The 16,725-nt window shown below is 63.5% G+C and carries 17 protein-coding genes; 6 read left to right on the forward strand and 11 right to left on the reverse strand.

Annotated features, from left to right (window positions below):
- The 3 genes from JKL45_RS05105 to JKL45_RS05115 all read left to right on the forward strand — a co-directional run bounded on the left by JKL45_RS05105 (nt 1) and on the right by JKL45_RS05115 (nt 3,479).
- Nucleotides 1-1,185: an acyl-CoA dehydrogenase family protein gene (locus JKL45_RS05105; RefSeq protein WP_201860031.1), complete on the forward strand. Its 1,185-nt coding sequence runs from the start codon at nt 1-3 to the stop codon at nt 1,183-1,185.
- 14 nt (nt 1,186-1,199) lie between these two features.
- Nucleotides 1,200-1,646: a RidA family protein gene (locus JKL45_RS05110; protein WP_201860032.1), complete on the forward strand. Its 447-nt coding sequence runs from the start codon at nt 1,200-1,202 to the stop codon at nt 1,644-1,646.
- Nucleotides 1,647-1,742: 96 nt separating this feature from the next.
- Nucleotides 1,743-3,479 carry a mechanosensitive ion channel family protein gene (locus JKL45_RS05115; protein ID WP_201860033.1) on the forward strand — a complete coding sequence of 579 codons (1,737 nt, stop codon included), beginning with the start codon at nt 1,743-1,745 and terminating at the stop codon, nt 3,477-3,479.
- A gap of 17 nt (nt 3,480-3,496) precedes the next feature.
- Here the strand turns inward: JKL45_RS05115 and greA are convergent, their stop codons facing one another.
- From greA to JKL45_RS05150, 7 genes are all read right to left on the reverse strand, one after another.
- Entirely contained in the window at nt 3,497-3,964 is a 468-nt protein-coding gene (greA, locus tag JKL45_RS05120) for a transcription elongation factor GreA (RefSeq protein ID WP_201860034.1), read from the reverse strand.
- Nucleotides 3,965-4,024: 60 nt separating this feature from the next.
- The gene (locus JKL45_RS05125) at nt 4,025-5,143 is read right to left on the reverse strand and encodes a branched-chain amino acid ABC transporter permease (RefSeq protein ID WP_246498307.1); all 1,119 of its coding nucleotides are present in this window, start codon (nt 5,141-5,143) and stop codon (nt 4,025-4,027) included.
- Nucleotides 5,140-6,162: a branched-chain amino acid ABC transporter permease gene (locus JKL45_RS05130; protein ID WP_201860035.1), complete on the reverse strand. Its 1,023-nt coding sequence runs from the start codon at nt 6,160-6,162 to the stop codon at nt 5,140-5,142. The genes JKL45_RS05125 and JKL45_RS05130 overlap by 4 nt, the downstream gene beginning before the upstream one ends.
- Nucleotides 6,159-6,884, reverse strand: coding sequence for an ABC transporter ATP-binding protein (locus JKL45_RS05135; RefSeq protein ID WP_201860036.1), 726 nt, complete (start codon nt 6,882-6,884; stop codon nt 6,159-6,161). The genes JKL45_RS05130 and JKL45_RS05135 overlap by 4 nt, the downstream gene beginning before the upstream one ends.
- Nucleotides 6,877-7,656 carry an ABC transporter ATP-binding protein gene (locus JKL45_RS05140; protein ID WP_201860037.1) on the reverse strand — a complete coding sequence of 260 codons (780 nt, stop codon included), beginning with the start codon at nt 7,654-7,656 and terminating at the stop codon, nt 6,877-6,879. The genes JKL45_RS05135 and JKL45_RS05140 overlap by 8 nt, the downstream gene beginning before the upstream one ends.
- An 8-nt stretch (nt 7,657-7,664) precedes the next feature.
- Entirely contained in the window at nt 7,665-8,855 is a 1,191-nt protein-coding gene (locus JKL45_RS05145) for a substrate-binding domain-containing protein (protein ID WP_201860038.1), read from the reverse strand.
- Between the two features lie 107 nt (nt 8,856-8,962).
- Entirely contained in the window at nt 8,963-9,898 is a 936-nt protein-coding gene (locus JKL45_RS05150) for a DMT family transporter (RefSeq protein WP_201860039.1), read from the reverse strand.
- Between the two features lie 82 nt (nt 9,899-9,980).
- On the opposite strand from JKL45_RS05150, the gene JKL45_RS05155 reads away from it, so the two are divergent.
- Nucleotides 9,981-10,436: a PaaI family thioesterase gene (locus JKL45_RS05155; protein ID WP_201860040.1), complete on the forward strand. Its 456-nt coding sequence runs from the start codon at nt 9,981-9,983 to the stop codon at nt 10,434-10,436.
- A gap of 131 nt (nt 10,437-10,567) precedes the next feature.
- On the opposite strand, the gene JKL45_RS05160 is transcribed toward JKL45_RS05155, so the two are convergent.
- Nucleotides 10,568-11,482, reverse strand: coding sequence for an SMP-30/gluconolactonase/LRE family protein (locus JKL45_RS05160; RefSeq protein WP_201860041.1), 915 nt, complete (start codon nt 11,480-11,482; stop codon nt 10,568-10,570).
- 18 nt (nt 11,483-11,500) lie between these two features.
- Nucleotides 11,501-12,337: a universal stress protein gene (locus tag JKL45_RS05165; protein WP_201860042.1), complete on the reverse strand. Its 837-nt coding sequence runs from the start codon at nt 12,335-12,337 to the stop codon at nt 11,501-11,503.
- A gap of 139 nt (nt 12,338-12,476) precedes the next feature.
- Between JKL45_RS05165 and JKL45_RS05170 the strand changes: the two genes are divergently transcribed.
- Nucleotides 12,477-13,529, forward strand: coding sequence for a YdcF family protein (locus JKL45_RS05170; RefSeq protein WP_201860043.1), 1,053 nt, complete (start codon nt 12,477-12,479; stop codon nt 13,527-13,529).
- 9 nt (nt 13,530-13,538) lie between these two features.
- Here the strand turns inward: JKL45_RS05170 and JKL45_RS05175 are convergent, their stop codons facing one another.
- A complete protein-coding gene (locus JKL45_RS05175; protein WP_201860044.1) occupies nt 13,539-14,363 on the reverse strand; it encodes a polyphosphate kinase 2 family protein in 825 nt (274 codons plus the stop codon).
- 137 nt (nt 14,364-14,500) lie between these two features.
- Here JKL45_RS05175 and JKL45_RS05180 point away from each other — a divergent pair, with 137 nt between their 5' ends.
- Nucleotides 14,501-15,136, forward strand: a complete 636-nt coding sequence (locus JKL45_RS05180) for a glutathione S-transferase family protein (protein ID WP_201860045.1) — start codon at nt 14,501-14,503, stop codon at nt 15,134-15,136.
- 3 nt (nt 15,137-15,139) lie between these two features.
- On the opposite strand, the gene ligD is transcribed toward JKL45_RS05180, so the two are convergent.
- Nucleotides 15,140-16,717 (reverse strand): non-homologous end-joining DNA ligase, encoded by a 1,578-nt coding sequence (gene ligD / locus JKL45_RS05185; RefSeq protein ID WP_201860046.1) that lies wholly within the window; start codon nt 16,715-16,717, stop codon nt 15,140-15,142.
- Between the last annotated feature and the right edge of the window lie 8 nt (nt 16,718-16,725).

A 16,725-nucleotide genomic window follows, 5' to 3' on the forward strand; every position in this document is an offset into this window, starting at 1 on the left:
GTGGTCGATACGAGCTTTCTCTCCTGGCCCTTCTTCGAGGCTCGTCATCGGCAATTTGCTGACGGCTTGCGCGACTGGGCTGCACGGGAGGTCCATTCCCTTGTGGATCACTCTGACGTCGACGCGTCCTGCCGCAATCTCGTACACCGCCTTGGCGAAGACGGGTGGCTCAAGGCTGTCGTCCCCAGGGCTTATGGCGGTCTGTTACCCACCTTCGATGTCCGCACCCTGTGTCTCGCCCGCGAGACGCTGGCCTTCCAGGACGGCTTGGCGGATTTCGCGTTCGCCATGCAGGGCCTTGGAACGGGGCCGATCACCTTGTTCGGCTCTGAAGAGCTGAAGGAGAGATACCTGCCGCCTGTTGCCCGCGGCGAGGCGATTGCGGCTTTCGCGCTGTCCGAACCGGAAGCTGGGTCGGATGTCGCTGCCATGAGCACGACGGCGACTCCCGATGGGCCGCATCATGTGCGCCTCGAGGGCGTGAAGACATGGATCTCGAATGGCGGCATTGCGGACCACTACGTGGTCTTCGCGCGGTCGGGTGAGGCTCCCGGAGCGAAGGGGCTGTCGGCCTATGTGGTCGATGCACAGACGCCGGGACTGACGATCGAGAACCGGATCGATGTCATCGCGCCTCATCCCCTCGCGACCCTTCGGTTTGAAGGATGCCGGGTGCCGCTTTCGCAGCGTGTCGGGGGACGGGGTGATGGGTTCAGGGTGGCCATGGCGACCTTGGACGTTTTCCGCTCGACCGTGGGAGCTGCGGCTCTCGGACTAGCCCGCCGTGCCCTTGACGAGGCGCTTCAGCACGCTTCCTCCCGCAAGCTCTTCGGGGCTCCTCTGGGGGATTTGCAATTGACCCAAGCCTCCCTCGCCGACATGGCAACCGGGGTGGACACTGCTGCGCTCCTCGTCTATCGCGCCGCTTGGACCAAGGACCAGGGTGCGGAGCGCGTGACCCGCGAGGCCGCCATGGCAAAGATGCATGCTACGGAAGAGGCGCAGTGTGTGATCGACAAAGCAGTGCAGATCTTCGGCGGCCTCGGCGTCACCAAGGGCGTGAAGGTCGAAGAGCTCTATCGGGAGATCAGGGCTCTGAGGATTTATGAGGGAGCAACGGAAGTGCAGAAGATCGTGATTGCACGGGAGCTCCTGAAGATGCACGCCAAGCAATCCAATTCCTAAAAGGGAGGATACCAGTGACAGCTTCTGTTGGAGATGCTCCCTCGTCCGCCGATGATGGCCCCGAAGTTCTGAACCCGAAGCATTGGCCGGCGCCGAAAGGTTATGCCAACGGCATGATGGCCGAAGGCAGGATCGTGGTGACCGGCGGAGTCGTCGGATGGGACGAGAGCGGTGCTTTCGCCGACAGCTTCGTCGGACAGGCGCGTCAGATCTTCGAGAACATCAGCGCCATCCTGGCCGTGGCAGGAGCCGAGCCGCGGCATCTGGTGCGGCTGACCTGGTATGTTGTCGACATCGAGGAATATCTCGCGAATCTGCGCGACCTCGGCCGTGCGTATCGGGATGTCTTCGGCACCCATTACCCGGCTATGGCGCTGGTTCAGGTCGTGCGCCTCGTGGAAAAAGCCGCCCGCATCGAGATCGAAGCAACCGCGGTCTTGCCCCATCAGACAACAAGCTGACTCCTTTCCCAAAGGGGTTAATGTCTGCCGTCGGTTGGAAGGTCCTGTCTGTTGGCCTAGGATTGGGGGCTTGGATCTCCACGACCGGAAAGCGCCATGATGATCTCCCTGCGACAAGCCCTCCGCGAGACGGCAATCCCGCTAGTGAGCGCGCTTCTGCTGGTCCTTTTCATCGTCTTGCAGGTTCTCGGCACGCCGCAGGCGCTTGGCAGTCTCGGCTTCCTCTCTCCGGCACAGACATCGAGCCCCAGGGCGACCCTGGAGAGCTTCCGCGCCGATGCATCGCGGGCAACGGCTCTGCTCATGGAAGCTTACCGGGAGAGCAGGTCCGAAGCCGGCCTGTCCTTAAGCGAGAGCGTCACCCGAAAGGCCGCGGAGGCAGATGCTCTGCTGGCGAGAGCCTCCCAAACCCTCGACCTGCGGGATATTCCTCCGGTCGAACTGGAGCATCGGCGTCTCGAATCCGTCATTCTCCTGAAAGAGATCCTGGACCGTGTTCCGTTGTCTGGCTCAAGCCCGATCCCGGGAGACGATGAGGTCGCGGCAAAGCCGCCGGCAAGCTGGAATGTTCCCGGAACGGATCTTCGGATCGTGCGCATGGCAGATGGCGCGAGAGCCGGGGAGTACCTCTTCTCCAGCGGGACCGTGCTGGGGCTCGAGAGCTTCTATCGCATGATCCGCAGCGAGCCCAACCTGAGCGGCGTAAAGACCGATTTCTACGATTTCTTCAGCCAGTCGCCCGGCCATCTGCTGCCGCCGAAATGGTTCAGCGTGATCGAAGCCCTGCCGGCACCCCTGAAGGTGGAGATCGAGGGGCAGGCGGGTTGGCAGTGGATTGCATTCTTTCTCGTGGCATGTCTCGCCGTCTTTGCCGTCCTCGGAGTGCGCTACCTCGCTCGTGATGGCGCCTCGTCTCAAAGCGGAGCAGTGCAGGTTCTGGCGGATGTGCTCGTTCCCTGTGCCGTTGCAGTTGCGGCTTTGTTCGTGCGCTACATGAGCGACAACCAGATCAACCTGACGGGCCAAGTTAACAACACCGTCGAGGAGATTGCCGAGGGGATCGCCTATATCGCCATGATCTGGGCCGTGCTTGTGTTCTCCAATGCTCTTGCCGGAAGGCTCTACCTGACGGCGACGAAAAGCATCGATGCCCATCTGGCACGAGCTGCCGTTCGGATTGCCGGCCTTACCGTTGCCGTTACTCTGCTCATCTACGGTGCCTCCCATCTCGGAATTCCGCTGGCTGGTCTCCTGGCAGGCCTCGGAGTCGGTGGCTTGGCGGTCGCTCTTGCGGCCAAACCGACTCTGGAGAACTTCATCGGCGGCTTGATCCTCTATGCGGACCGGCCGGTCCGGGTGGGCGACCTCTGCCGGTTCGGCACGCTCGAAGGCCGGGTCGAGGAGATCGGGATCCGCTCGACCCGGATCAGAGGGCTTGACCGGACTCTGATCACGATCCCGAACGCAACCTTCGTGAATATGAACATCATCAACCTGACCAACCGGGATCGGATGCCATACGACCGTGTGATCGGGCTGGCGGCCACTGATACGGCAGGGATCCGCCAGGAGATCGAAGCCACTGCCGCCCTTGTGGCGGAGCATCCGCGGATTGAGCACGGCTCCGTCCAGGTGAGGTTGCGGGAGGGGCACGAGGAGAAGCCCAAGGTCGAGATCTGCGCTCTGATCTCGACCTCGAAATGGGGTGAATTCCTGCAGATCCAGCAGGAGCTCGACCTCATGCTGCGGGACAAGCTGCTGGCTGCCGCGCCTGTTAACGAGTCAGCCTCCGGCACAACGGACAACGTCGTATCGCTTAAAGATCCTGCCTGAGCTGAGGGTCGAGGCTCTCAGATCCTGATCGAGACGATCTCGGCCTGCCCCTGTCCGACGGTGACCGTATCCCCGACCTCCTTGCCCATGAGGGATTGTGCAAGAGGCGAGATGTAGGAGAGGCTGCCCCTGGCGGGATCGGCCTCATCTTCACCGACGATGCGGTAGGTCTGTCGTCGTCCGTCCTCGCGCTCGAAGGTGACTTCGGCTCCAAAGCGGACGTGAGACGTGTCTGTGGGCGGGGGCACCACCTCGGCCGAGACCCGGCGGGCCGACCAGTAGCGTAGATCGCGGGAGAGACGGGCGACCTCGGCCTTATCGTCCCTGACCTGGGCATCTCTGACGCGCTTCTCAAGGGCTTCGATTTCCGCGTCCATGCGGACCAGACCCGCCGGCGTGACGAGGTGGTGAGGGCTGATCGACCGATCAGGCAGGTCCTCGAAGGCTTCTCCACCCTCAGGCTCACGAACAAAGGCACGACTCATGGCGCTTCCTCCGCCTGAGAAGGAAACGATTCGAGCCCGGCTAAGTTTCCGAGTTGGCCTTTAGGACTTTGACTGCCTCAGACGACCCACGATGCCGCCGGGAAAGGCATAGACGCTGATGATGAACAAGGCGCCGAGCCACAGCAGCCAGCGGTCCGGATGGATAAGGTTGGGCAGGAGCGGGATACCGGCGAGAGCAGCGCTGCCAGCCCCCATCAGCACCTGCAGGTAGCTTTGGGCCAGCACGAACACGGCAGCCCCGATGACGGCGCCGTACATGGTGCCCATGCCGCCGATCACGACCATGAGCAGGATGTCGATCATGATCGAGAAGGACAGGGTGGTGTCTGGCCCGTTATAGCGCAGCCACAAGGCCATGAGGGCGCCCGCGGCGGTCGCGGCAAGCGCGGAGATGACGGAGGCGGCGGTGCGATAGGCGACTACCCGGTAGCCCAAGGCCTCGGCCCGGAACTCGTTTTCGCGGATCGCCTGGAGCACGCGACCGAAGGGTGAGTTCACGATCCGCAGCAGGAGGAGGAAGACGACAAGCGAGACGACAAAGACGAGGTAATAGGCGAGCAGGCGCCCGTTGATCATGGTGCCGAAGACTGGCTCCGAGAGGACCCGGAAGGCTGGGCGAAGTGCCGGCGGAAGCTGAAACGACAGGCCATCCTCGCCGCCGGTGATGTCGGACAGCTGGGAGGCCAGAACGGCCGCCGCGGAGGCGACCGCCAGGGTGATCATCGAGAAGAAGATGGCGCGCACTCGAAGTGATAGGAGACCGATGGCAACTGCCAGAAGGGCTGATAGGGCAAGAGCCGATACCAGACCGATCGCGACCGAACCCCAGGTGGGGCTGATACGCTCGAGCGCGATGGCAATGCCGTAGCCGCCGATGCCGTAGAACATGGTGTGGGCGAAGGACACGATGCCGGAATAGCCGAGTAGGAGGTCGTAGCTTGCGACCAGCACGATGAACACGCAGATCTTCGCCGCCGTGCCCACGGGCTGGCTGCCCGAGAACAGGAACGGGGTCGCGGCCAGGAGCACGAAGATGGCGAGCAGGATAAAGCTGAGTGCCCGCGAGCGGGGCAGGTCGGAGGACAAAAGACCGGTCAGGAGACCACCGCGCCGGCGGGTCTCGTCGAAGGCAAGGGAGAGGGCGGGAGACGTGCTCATCGGCGTGCTACCGGAAACAGGCCCTGGGGACGCCAGATCAGGACGAGGGCCATGACGAGAATGTTGGAGATCAGGGCCAGCTTCGGCTCGATGAAGCCGACATAATTGGCCACGAGCGCCACGAGGATGGAGCCGACGAAGCAGCCGCCCACGGAACCGAGGCCGCCGATGATGATGACGATGAACACCAGCACCATCACCTCCATGCCCATGCCGGCGGTGAGCGTCTGGCGGTAGAACGCCCACATGACGCCGCCAAGACCGGCGAGCGCCGAACCGGCAATGAAGACGCTGACGAAGAGCCGGCGGATGCGGTAGCCGAGCGCCTCGACCATCTCGGGGTTCTCGACGCCGGCGCGGATGAGCAGGCCGATCCGGGTGCGGTTGAGCAGCAGCTGCATGCCGACGAACACCACGAGCCCGATGATGACCGCCACCACCCGGTAGCGCTCCATGACGATATCGCCGAGCACGAAGGCGCCGCGCAGGGATTGCGGCAGCGGGATCGGGATCGGCGATGCGCCCCATAGAGCATGGATCAGCTGCTCGGTGACGATCAGGCCGCCCATGGTCACCAGGATCTGCTTCAGGTGGCTGCCATAGACCGGGCGCACGATCACGCGCTCGAAGACCGCTCCGGCAAGGGCCGTGACGCCCATGGCGACGAGTATGCACAATGCCAGGAGAGCGAGGTTCAGCCCGATGGAATCCGCCGTTGCCCAACCGGCGAGCGGCCCCAGGACCAGAAGAGTTGCGTAGGCGCCGAGCGAGATGAAGACGCCGTGCCCGAAATTGATGATGTCCATGAGGCCGAACACAAGGGTGAGCCCCGAGGCCATCAGGAAGATCATCATGCCCATGGCGAGCCCTGCCACGGTCAGCGTCACCCAGGTCGAAGGACTGCCGACGAAGGGCAGCGCCAGAAGGCCGAGGGCCGGAATGAGCAGTAGCGGCAGCCAATCCGTCTTTGCGCTGGGGAGTTCGGCCGGGGCCGAGGGTTGGGCAGCCATGTCACTCATTGGTGAGCATCCAGAGAGAGGCCGAGCAGGCGCTGCTGCATGTCCTTGTCCGCCACAAGGTCACTCATGGCACCGGAATGCACGATGCGCCCATCGTCCATCACGACCACATTGTCGCCAAGCGCCGAGGCGGCATAGAAATTCTGTTCCACGAGCAGGATCGTCTCGCCCGATGATTTGAGGGCCCGGAACGCCTCGATCATGCTGCGCACCATGACGGGAGCCAGACCCTTGGTGGGCTCGTCGATGAGCAGCAGGCGGCGAGGTTCCGCGATGGCGCGGGCGATGGCCAGCATCTGCTTCTGTCCGCCCGAGAGATTGCCGGCGGGCAGGTTCCAGAAGCGTTTGAGAGCCGGGAAAAGACCGAGGATCCAATCGAGCCGATTCTTGTCGACAGGACCGCTGCGAGCCGCCAGCACGATGTTCTCGCGCACCGTGAGATCGGTGAAGATGCCCATCGCTTCCGGCACATAGGCGATGCCGGCGCGGGCGATGTCGGGCGTCGACCGGGTGGTGATGTCGCTGCCGTCGAAGCGGATGTTGCCCGAGGAGGCCTGCCACAGGCCCATGATGGTGCGCAGGGTCGTAGTTTTGCCGGCGCCGTTGCGGCCGAGCAGCATGGTGAGCTCGCCGGCAGGCACCGTGAAGTCCACACCATGAAGAATATGATAGGGGCCGATATGCGTGTGTACGCCGGAGAGCTGCAGCAGAGGCTCAGTCACGGGCGACCTCCACGCCGAGATAGGCTTCCTGCACTACCGGCGAGGCGATGACCTCGGCGGGATCGCCATCCGCCACGAGGGCGCCGTTGTGCAGCACGATGATGCGGTCGGAGAGCGAACGCACCACGTCCATCTTGTGCTCCACGAGAAGCACGGTCGCGTCCCCGCGCTGCCTGATGTCGTTGATGAGTTCGAGCACGGTCGGCACTTCGTCGACGCTCATGCCGGCGGTCGGCTCGTCGAACATGAAGACCTTCGGCTCCATGGCGATGAGAAGCGCCACCTCGAGCTTGCGCTGATCCCCGTGCGAGAGGGCTTTCGGCGCGATGTGCCGCTTGTCCGCCAGGCGCACGCGCTCCAGAACCGCCTCGGCCTGCTCGATCAGGTCGCGGCGCGTGTTCCACACCTTGAGGAGCGACCAGCCTGCGTCGGCGCGGCTCTGCACCGCCAGGCGAACGTTCTCCAGCGCGCTGAGCTGCGGAAAAAGATTGGTGAGCTGGAAGGCGCGGCCGAGCCCGCGCTTGGTACGAGCCGAGGGCGCAAGGCCCGTGATGTCCTCGCCACCGACGATCACCTGACCCGATGAGGCGCGTAGCTGGCCGGAGATCAGGTTGAAGTAGGTGGTCTTGCCGGCGCCATTCGGGCCGACAATCGCCGTGAGCGTGCCGGGGGTGAAGCGGCACGACACGTCGTTGACGGCCACATGGCCGCCGAAGCGAATCGTAAGCCCGCGCGTTTCAAGCGCGGGCGTCGTTGTCGTTGATGCGGTCACTGGTCTTTTTAACGCTTGTTCCGAACCGGGACCGGCATCTTGTCGGCCGGGATGGTGGCGACGAGATCGAGCAGGTCGTTCGCGTCCTTGCCGTTGGCCTTGACCTTGAAGTGATACATCTCCTGCAGGGCCTGGTGATCTTCCTTGCGGAAGGTCATGGTTCCCTTCGGCGTTTCGAAGGACATGCCCTCCATGGCCGTGATCAGCTTCTCGGTGTCGGTGCCGCCGGCCTTCTGGATGGCCGTGACGGCAGCGGAGGCCGCAGCGAAGCCGCCTGCGGTGAAGAAGTCCGGCGGTGCGTTGAAGCGCTTCTGGTGCTCGGCCACGAGCCAGTCGTTCATCGCGTTCTTCGGGAAGGCATAGTAGTAGTACACTGCGCCTTCCATGCCGGGGTAGTTCTTGTAGATCTGCATGGCCGGCAGGATGTTGCCGCCGGGCGCAATCTCGATGCCGAAGCGCTCGGGCTTCAGGTCGGCGATCTTCGGCAGCGGATGCTGGCCGGCCCAGATGATGTTGATGATCTTCTTGCCCGGCTTGTCCTTCAGCGCGTCGAAGATGCGCTGGGCGGAGGCGGTGAAGTCGGTGGCGTTCTGCGGAGCATATTCCTCGAACACGACCTTGGCGTTCGGGCGGATCTGGGCGAGCGCGTTTTTCAGAGCCGCGACGCCATCCTTGCCGAAGGCGTAATCCTGCGCGAGGGTCGCGATCGACACGTCACCGCTGGCCGGCACCGCAGCCGCCGCGCCATAGGCGTCCTGGGTCGAGTTGCGGGCAGTGCGGAAGATGAAGCGGTTCCACTTCTCGCCGGTGATCGCGTCGGCCACAGCGGGCTCCACAATCAGGACCTTGCCGTTCTCCTCGGCCACGGGAAGCATGGCGAGAGCCGCGGCGGACGAGGTGGTGCCCACAGCAAGGTCAACCTTGTCGTCGTTATAGGCCTGCTCCAGCAGCGTCTTGGAAAGATCTGCCTTGAGCTGGTCGTCCTTCACGATCACGTTGATCTTGCGGCCGTTGATGGCCATCGTGCCCTTGGTCAGATACTCGAGGCCCATCATGAAGCCGGCTTCGGTCTGCTTGGCATAAGCCTCGAGCGGACCGGTTTTGCCGGCAATCAGAGCGATCTTGATGTCTTGAGCAAAAGCTGAAGATGCAAAGAAAATTCCTGCCGTAGCGGCAGCGATTTTGAGTCCCAGGCGCATCGGTCTCCCCGTTCTGTTATTGCGCCATTGACGGCTTTGCGTTGCAGCATGTCAAGCGCTGGTCCCACACCGTCCCTAGTCAGAAAGGATGATGCAACGGGTCAGGCTCAAGCCTCCGGCAGCACCGGCGTTTCGATGTCCTTCGCCTCGCGCCCGCGTCGCGCGGCCTCGCGTTCGAGCAGCAGGAGGACCAGCCCCGCCCCGCAGATCACGGCAGCGCCCACAAGCGTCCAGAACCCCACGACATCGCCGAAGAACAGATAGCCCAGCACGATCGCCCAGACGATGAGGGTGTACTGGTAGGGAGCGACGACGGATGCAGGCGCGATCTTCAGGGACCTGTTCACGCAGACATGCGCCACCATGGACACGATGCCGAGCAGGAAGAGGCCAGCGAGATCGAGCGGACTCGGCGTGACCCAGGCGAGCGGCGCTGCGACAAGGCCGAAGATCAGGGCTCCGAGGATCTGGCCGAGCACGAGGGTGGCGTCATGGGTGTCCCGCAGCTTGCGGGTCGTGATCATGAGAAGCGAGTAGAACAGGCTTCCCGCGAGCGCGATGAGCGCAGGCAGCGACAGGGTGGCGGTCGACGGGCGCAGGGCGATCAGCACGCCGACGAAGCCGCCGGCAATGGCGAGCATGCGCGGCTTGTCGATCTTCTCACCGAGCCAGAAAGCCGCGAAGGCCGCCACATAGATGGGCCCGGCCAGGTAGTAGGTCATCACGTCCGCGAGCGGCAGATAGGTGACGGCCCAGTAGAAGCAGGCGACCTCCAGGGTCGAGAGCGTGATGCGCACCAAATGCAGACCCGGCTGCGGCGGGATCTCGAACGGGACCTTCTGCCGGCGCATGAGGGGCAGGAGGACCATGAGGGCCGCGATGCTGCGCAGGAGCAGCACCTGCCCGACGGAATAGGTGGCGACGAGCCATTTGCCCATGACGTCGTTCATGGCGAACATGAAGACGCCGAGCAGCATCAGGCCGATGCCGACAAGAACGCCTGAACGAACTTTGTGGGCTGGGGAGGAACCGGAATGAGACATGGTGAGGATAAATGCGAGAAAACTGGCTTGATTCCTAGCCCAATGAGCGATGATTGAGGTTGAAGCCCCCTGGAGAAACCTCATGAACGATCCGGCACCGAAAGACCCTGACTTCGAGGCGCGCGTGCGGGAGAGCTTTGCGCGTCAAGGGCTGATGGTGACGCTGGGCGCATCTCTGACCCATGTCGCTCCCGGGGTGGTGGAGATTGCCATGCCCGCGTCGTCGGCTGTCTCGCAGCAGCATGGCTTCGTTCATGCGGGAGCCCTGGCCAGCATTGCCGATTCCGCTGCCGGCTATGCGGCCCTAACTCTCATGCCGCCCAGTGCCGGCGTTCTCACGGCCGAATTCAAGATCAACCTGATGGCGCCGGGTGTCGGCGAGCGTATGATCGCACGGGGCAGGGTCATCAAGGCCGGGAGGACGCTGACCCTGGCTCAGACCGACGTCTTTGCCATTCACGAAGGCCGAGAGAAGCAGATCGCTCTTTTAACCGCCACGCTCATGGCCATCGAGGGGCGCGAGGGCGTGAGCAGCTAGAGGACGGTACGAGCCACCTTGTCATCCCCGGCGAGCCAAAGGCGAGGGAAGGGGATCCACTCACAGGCACAGCGCTATGGATTCCCTTCCCCTCCGCTGCGCTCCGGCCGGGAATGACACAGCGGGCATTGTTAAAAGGTCTTCGCCCCGTTCACGGGCAGCATGATGGCATAGAGCGATGTCGTGGCGCAGATGTAGAGACGGTTCCGCTTCGGTCCGCCGAACACCACGTTGGCGACGGCTTCCGGAACCAGGATCTTGCCGATGAGGGTGCCGTCGCTCTCGTAGCAGTGCACGCCGTCGCCGGCGCTGGTCCAGATCCGCCCGGCTTCGTCGAGCCTGAACCCGTCGAACAAGCCTTGTGTGCAGGTGGCGAAGACATTGCCGCCCGAGAGGCTCCCCTGATCGTCGACATCGAAAACCCGGATGTGCCGTGGTCCGTCCTTCACATGGGTGGCGCCGGTGTCAGCCACATAGAGGCGTCTCTCGTCGGGCGAGAAGGCGATCCCGTTCGGGCGCACGAAATCGTCGGCGACAACGCGGACGTCGCCCGTATGCGGATCGATCCGGTAGACGTGGCAGTCACCGATTTCACTTTCCGCCTTGTGCCCCTCATAGTCGGAATCGATCCCATAGGCGGGGTCCGTGAACCAGATCGATCCATCGGACTTCACCACCACGTCGTTGGGGCTGTTGAAGCGCCCGCCCTGGTAGTGGCTGGCGAGCACCGTGATCGAGCCGTCATGTTCGGTGCGGGTCACGCGCCGGTTGCCGTGCTCGCAGGTGACCAGGCGGCCTTGTCGATCCACCGTGTTCCCGTTGGAATAGCCGGATGAATGGCGGAACACGCTGACGGCGCCCGAGGTTTCATCGAAGCGCATCATCTGGTCGTTGGGCACGTCGCTCCAGACCAGGTAGCGCCCGGCCGGAAAATAGGCCGGACCTTCCGCCCAGCGGCATCCCTCCGCCAGTTTCTCCAGACGCGCAGATCCGATGTGAAGACGCTGGAACCGATCGTCGAGAACGACGGCGATATCCCGGAACATGGAAACCGGCACCTACCGTTAATGCGCCATCAGAACGGGGATGGTCGTGTTGCCGAGGATGTGGCTCGTGGCACCGCCGAAGAACATCTGCCGCAGGCGGCTCTGGGTATAAGCGCCCTTCACCAGCAGATCGCAGCCAAGAGCCGCGGCTTCCTTCAGGATGGCCTCGCCGGGCCGGTTGGACGGATCGGGGGCCGTGATGGCTTCCGCCGGCAGGTCATGCATCCGAAGGTGACGGGCAAGCTCCGAGCCGGAAGGACCGGGAACACCCCAGTCCTCGAGCTCGAGAACCACGATCCGCTTGGCCTTCCGGAGCAGGGGCATCGAATCCAGCACCGCACGGGCCGTCTCCGTGCTCCGGTTCCAGGCGATGACGGCCGTCTCGCCGAAGCTGCGGGTCGGAACAGGCGGGGCGATCAGGACGGGCCGTCCAGCCTCGAAGAGGGCGGCCTCCGCCGTGGACAGGCGGGTCTGGCCGTTCGATCCATCGGGGCGTCCCACGACGATCATGTCGAAGACCCGCCCATAGGCTCCCAGGAAGGCATCCTCCATCAGGCCATCCTGGCGCCAGCCGGAGCTCAGGCCCGCCATGCCGGCTGCAGCGCGAGAAATCTGCTTTCCGGTCATGAAGGCCTCGAAACGCTCGCGGCAGGCACGGGCCATCTCGAGGCGGTTCTCGGGAGTGATGGGGGAGGGAACGCCGATGGCGATGTCCACCGGCAGGACCACCGGGTAATCCGGCGTGATGGCAATCCCCTCGATATAGCTGTCGAACAGCTGGGCGAGCTGCAGCGCAGCTTCCAGCTGGGGCTCGATGACACCGTGGTCTTCGATCGGGACAAGGATGCTTTTCATAAGGATTATTGTCGCGCTTAAACCTTCTCTCGGCAAGACTATTCGAAAGTTCACCCCTGCCTGTGGACGGGATCGGGTTTGACATCCGGTTGTCGTCGGCTCCAGCTTGAATGCGCCTGCAAATCAAGGAGCCCCCATCATGCGTAAGATCGCAGTACTTGGCGCAGCCACTTTCCTCACCCTGTCCGCATCGTTCACAGCGAGCGCCTTCGAGCCCGGCAATACGAGCCGGATCAAGACCCTCGTGGACACGGGGATGCAGTATTACTGGTCCGGCGGCGACGTGAAGAAGGCGGAGGCCGAGGTTTTCAAGGGCATCACCCTGCACGGCCGCTACGATGTGGTGGAGAAGGCGTTCGCCGAGGCTTCCTCGCTGGCGCCCGAGCGGCTGGACTTCCGCTTTGCAGTCGCCTCGTCCCAGATCCTGCAGAAGAACCTCACGGGCGCCCGTGCCACCTACGAAGAAATCCTTGGCAAAAGCCCTGCATCCTTCGACGCTCAGGCCTGGCTCGCCGCTCTGGCTCGAATCGAGGGCAACGCCGACGAAGTGTCCTTGAGGGAGCAGGCTCTCGCCGGTCTCGACCGGGCGCGGGCGGAGGCTTACCGCCAGCGCTTCGCGCGGGCTGAAGCCATCATGGCCGAGCGTCCCAACACCGAGGTGCCGACACTGCCGGGTCGGGTGATGATCGTCACCCTCGGCTATGCGCTGGCGAAGGACGGCACCGCTGAAAAGCCGCTCCTCGACCGCCTCGATGTTGCCCTGAAAGCCGCGCTGGCCAATCCGTCCGCCCGGATCATGGTCACCGGCGGCCAGCCTCAGGCGGGCGTCACCGAGGGCGACGTCATGATGAAGTGGCTCGTGGAGAAGGGCATCGATCGGGACCGCATCCTGATCGAAGACAAGTCGAAGGACACGGTCGGCAACGTGCTCAATGTCGCCAATCTTCTGAAGCGCCATACGGCCGACGCGGTCATTCTCGTGACCAGTTCCAGCCACATGCGTCGTGCCCGCACGCTGCTCGAGGACGCTTTCCGGCAATACGACCTGAGCGTACAGATCGTCCCGGTGGTGGCGCTCGATGCGCCGTCAGTGGAAGAGGCGGCCAAGGTCTCGAAGGATGAGCGCATGGTCGTGTATCGTGACCTCATGCGCGTCTCAGGGCTCTGGGCCTATCCGGGCATCCAGCAGTAATCCGCCGCTTCATTCGACGTGGAAGTCTCCTGGATTCCAGGAGACTTCCGGATATTGCGGGTTCATCTCCTCAAGGGTTGCCTTGACGATATTCGCAATGGCGGCGTTGCGGACCCATTTGCGATCGGCCGGGATGACGTGCCAGGGCGCCCATTCGGTCGAGCAGCGATGGAGCATCGTCTCGTAGGCTTCCTGATAATCGTCCCAGTGCTCCCTGTCCTCCAGGTCACCGGGGTTGAACTTCCAGTTCTTCGTTGGGTCGTCGAGACGCGCCTGCAGGCGCTCCTTCTGCTCGTCCTTCGAGATATGGAGCATGAACTTGAGGATCGTGGTGCCGTTCTCGGCCAGCATCTTCTCGAACGCGTTGATCTGCTCGTAGCGCTGCTCGATCACCGCCTCGGGGGCGAACTTCCGCACCTTGCCGATCAGCACATCCTCGTAATGGGAGCGATTGAAGATGCCGATGGTGCCGCGCCGGGGGCAGACGGCGTGTACGCGCCAGAGATAGTCATGCTCCAGTTCGAGCTTCGTGGGTGGACCAAAGGCATGGACCGAGACGCCCAAGGGGCCCGTCGCGTTGAAGACGCTGCGGATCGTCCCGTCCTTGCCCGAGGTGTCCGTGCCCTGGAGGATCACGAGAAGGGACCGGGATCCCTCGGCATAGAGCCGGTCCTGCAGGGTGTCGATCTCCTTGGCGAGGGAGGCCGTGTCTGCCTTGGTCTGATCCTCATCGCCGAAGAGGGATTTGTCGCGAGGATTACGGTCACGAAGACGAGCCTTTTCGCCGGGTTCGACCCGCAGCTTCTCAATCAAGGTCTTGGCCAGATCCGTCATCGTCATCTCCCGTTCCTCTGAAGGACGATAGGGCATCACGGCATGAAAGGAAGGTTGGGATCGCCGGCAGGATGCCCTTTACGACCCCCGTGGCGCCGTCTACCAACAGAGTGCCAACGACAATTCAGGGGCTCACGATGCTCGCTCTCTATTACTATCCCGGCAATGCCAGCCTTCTGCCGCACATGATGCTGCGTGAGATCGGAGCCGAGTTCGAGCTGCGCCTCGTGGACCGCGGCCAGAATGCCCAGAAGAGCGGCGAGTATCTGAAGCTCAATCCCAACGGCCGCATCCCGGTTCTGATCGACGGCGATCTCGTGCTGTTCGAGACGGCTGCCGTTGCCATGCATCTGGCCGACAAGTTCCCGCAGGCCGGTCTTGCGCCTGCCGTCGGAACTGCGGAGCGGGCCGAGTTCTACAAGTGGATGATCCACCTGACGAACACGCCTCAGGCGGAATACCGGGCCTGGTTCTATCCCCATGAGCATGTGAGCGACGAGGCCGCCGCACCGGCGGTGAAGCAGGCGGCCAATGAACGCCTCAATCACATGTTCGACGTGATTTCCGAGCAGCTCGGCGACAAGACATGGCTTCTCGGAGATCGGTTCTCCGCCGCCGATCTCTTCCTGTTCATGCTGATCCGCTGGGGTCGGGGCATGCCGCGTCCGCCGCGCAGCCTGCCGAACCTGAACGCCTTCGCCGAACGCGTTCTGGCGCGGCCTGCGGTGCAACAGGCGCTCGAGGCGGAAGGGATCAAGGCTCCGGTCTTCTGAACGCTACTTCTTGCGCGATGTGCGTTTCGCGGGTTTGGCCTCAGGCAGGGCCTGATCGATCTTGCCAATAGCCGCCCAGGGATCCTTCTTGAGCGAGGAGAGGCGTTTGCCCAGGTTCTCGACGGTGAAGCCGTTGGGCCTGAGATCGGGCGAAAGCTCTTCCCAGAGCACCGGCGTTGCGACAGGCGCGCCGGGGCGTGAGCGGGTGGAGTAGGGCGCGACGGCCGAGGCCTCGCGGTTGTTGCGCAGGTAGTCGATGAAGATGCGGCCCTCGCGCTCCTGCTTGACGGACGTGGTGGTGTAGCGATCCGATTCGTCGGCCGCCATGGCTTCGGCGACGCCGCGGGAGAAGGCGAGCGCCTCCTTCCAAGGCGCCTTCGGCGTCAGGGGCACGACCACATGCAGGCCCTTGCCGCCCGTGGTCTTGACGACGCTCTCCAGTCCCAGGGCTTTCAAACGCTCGCGAACCGCAAGAGCGCCCTCGATCACGCGCGGCCAATCCACGCCCTCGCCGGGATCGAGATCGAAGATGAGGCGGTCGGGGCGTTCGAGATCGGCGAGGGTTGCGCCCCAGACATGCATCTCCAGAACGCCCGACTGCACAAGGGCGATCACGCCCTGGATGTCGGTGACCGTCAAAGCTTCCTGCGTGCCGCTGTTGTCCGGAATCGTGGTGCGGTGGATGAAGTCGCTCATGCCCGCCCACGAATGCCGCTGGACGAAGCACTTCTTCTCCGTGCCGCCTGGACAGCGGATGAGGGTGAGGGGGCGGTTGGCCAGATGCGGCAGGAGCCACTCGCCGATGTCGAGGTAGAATTCCGCCAACTCCTGCTTCGTGAGCCCCTGATCCTCCCACAGCACGCGGTCGGGATGGGTAAGAGGCACGCCAGCTATTACGATGTCGCCAGCCTTTGCCGTCTTTGCGCTTGAGGCGCGCTTCGGAGGCTTTGCAATCTTCGCCGGCGGAGCCTTTTTCGCGGTGGCTTTCTGTTTCGCGGGACTCTTGGTGGAACGTCCAGGCGCAATTTCCTCAAGCGAGCGCCCGGTCTTCACCGAGAGCGGCGCTTCCTCGAGAATGTCCGGGTCGTCCTCGCTCCTTGCCTGCGCATCGTCGGCTTTGATCAGCAGCCAGGACGGCTGGCGCTCGCGCGGACGCTTCGCCATGCGAACGAGATGCCATGTGCCTTTCAGCTTCTCGCCCTCGAGGCGGAAGGTGAGGCGGCCTTTCTCGTACGCCTCCTGGGGATTACCTTCCGGCTCCCAGGTTCCCCGATCCCACAACAGCACGGTACCGCCACCATATTGGCCGTCGGGGATAGTGCCTTCGAAGCCGCCATATGCCAGCGGATGATCCTCGACCTCGACCGCCAGCCGCTTCTCGCCCTTGACGAGGCTGGGGCCCTTGGCCACCGCCCAGCTCTTCAGCACGCCATCGAGCTCAAGGCGGAAATCATAGTGCAGGCGGGAGGCATCGTGCTTCTGCACGACGAACGAGGCGCCCAGACGCCGGGAGGCCTTGCCTGCCGGCTCCGAGGTTTTGGTGAAGTCGCGCTTGGCGCGATAGGCTGCGAGCTTTGCCATGACGTGGA

The sequence above is a fragment of the Microvirga soli genome, from assembly GCF_016734765.1.
Lineage (GTDB): Bacteria > Pseudomonadota > Alphaproteobacteria > Rhizobiales > Beijerinckiaceae > Microvirga > Microvirga soli.

What these genes read in the sequence shown, in the direction of transcription:
- JKL45_RS05115 (WP_201860033.1), top strand. Translation starts at nt 1,743, where the DNA reads ATGATGATCTCCCTGCGACAAGCCCTCCGCGAGACGGCAATCCCGCTA.
- greA (WP_201860034.1), bottom strand. Translation starts at nt 3,964, where the DNA reads ATGAGTCGTGCCTTTGTTCGTGAGCCTGAGGGTGGAGAAGCCTTCGAG.
- JKL45_RS05125 (WP_246498307.1), bottom strand. Translation starts at nt 5,143, where the DNA reads ATGAGCACGTCTCCCGCCCTCTCCCTTGCCTTCGACGAGACCCGCCGG.
- JKL45_RS05130 (WP_201860035.1), bottom strand. Translation starts at nt 6,162, where the DNA reads ATGAGTGACATGGCTGCCCAACCCTCGGCCCCGGCCGAACTCCCCAGC.
- JKL45_RS05145 (WP_201860038.1), bottom strand. Translation starts at nt 8,855, where the DNA reads ATGCGCCTGGGACTCAAAATCGCTGCCGCTACGGCAGGAATTTTCTTT.
- JKL45_RS05150 (WP_201860039.1), bottom strand. Translation starts at nt 9,898, where the DNA reads ATGTCTCATTCCGGTTCCTCCCCAGCCCACAAAGTTCGTTCAGGCGTT.
- JKL45_RS05155 (WP_201860040.1), top strand. Translation starts at nt 9,981, where the DNA reads ATGAACGATCCGGCACCGAAAGACCCTGACTTCGAGGCGCGCGTGCGG.
- JKL45_RS05160 (WP_201860041.1), bottom strand. Translation starts at nt 11,482, where the DNA reads ATGTTCCGGGATATCGCCGTCGTTCTCGACGATCGGTTCCAGCGTCTT.
- JKL45_RS05165 (WP_201860042.1), bottom strand. Translation starts at nt 12,337, where the DNA reads ATGAAAAGCATCCTTGTCCCGATCGAAGACCACGGTGTCATCGAGCCC.
- JKL45_RS05170 (WP_201860043.1), top strand. Translation starts at nt 12,477, where the DNA reads ATGCGTAAGATCGCAGTACTTGGCGCAGCCACTTTCCTCACCCTGTCC.
- JKL45_RS05175 (WP_201860044.1), bottom strand. Translation starts at nt 14,363, where the DNA reads ATGACGGATCTGGCCAAGACCTTGATTGAGAAGCTGCGGGTCGAACCC.
- JKL45_RS05180 (WP_201860045.1), top strand. Translation starts at nt 14,501, where the DNA reads ATGCTCGCTCTCTATTACTATCCCGGCAATGCCAGCCTTCTGCCGCAC.
- ligD (WP_201860046.1), bottom strand. Translation starts at nt 16,717, where the DNA reads ATGGCAAAGCTCGCAGCCTATCGCGCCAAGCGCGACTTCACCAAAACC.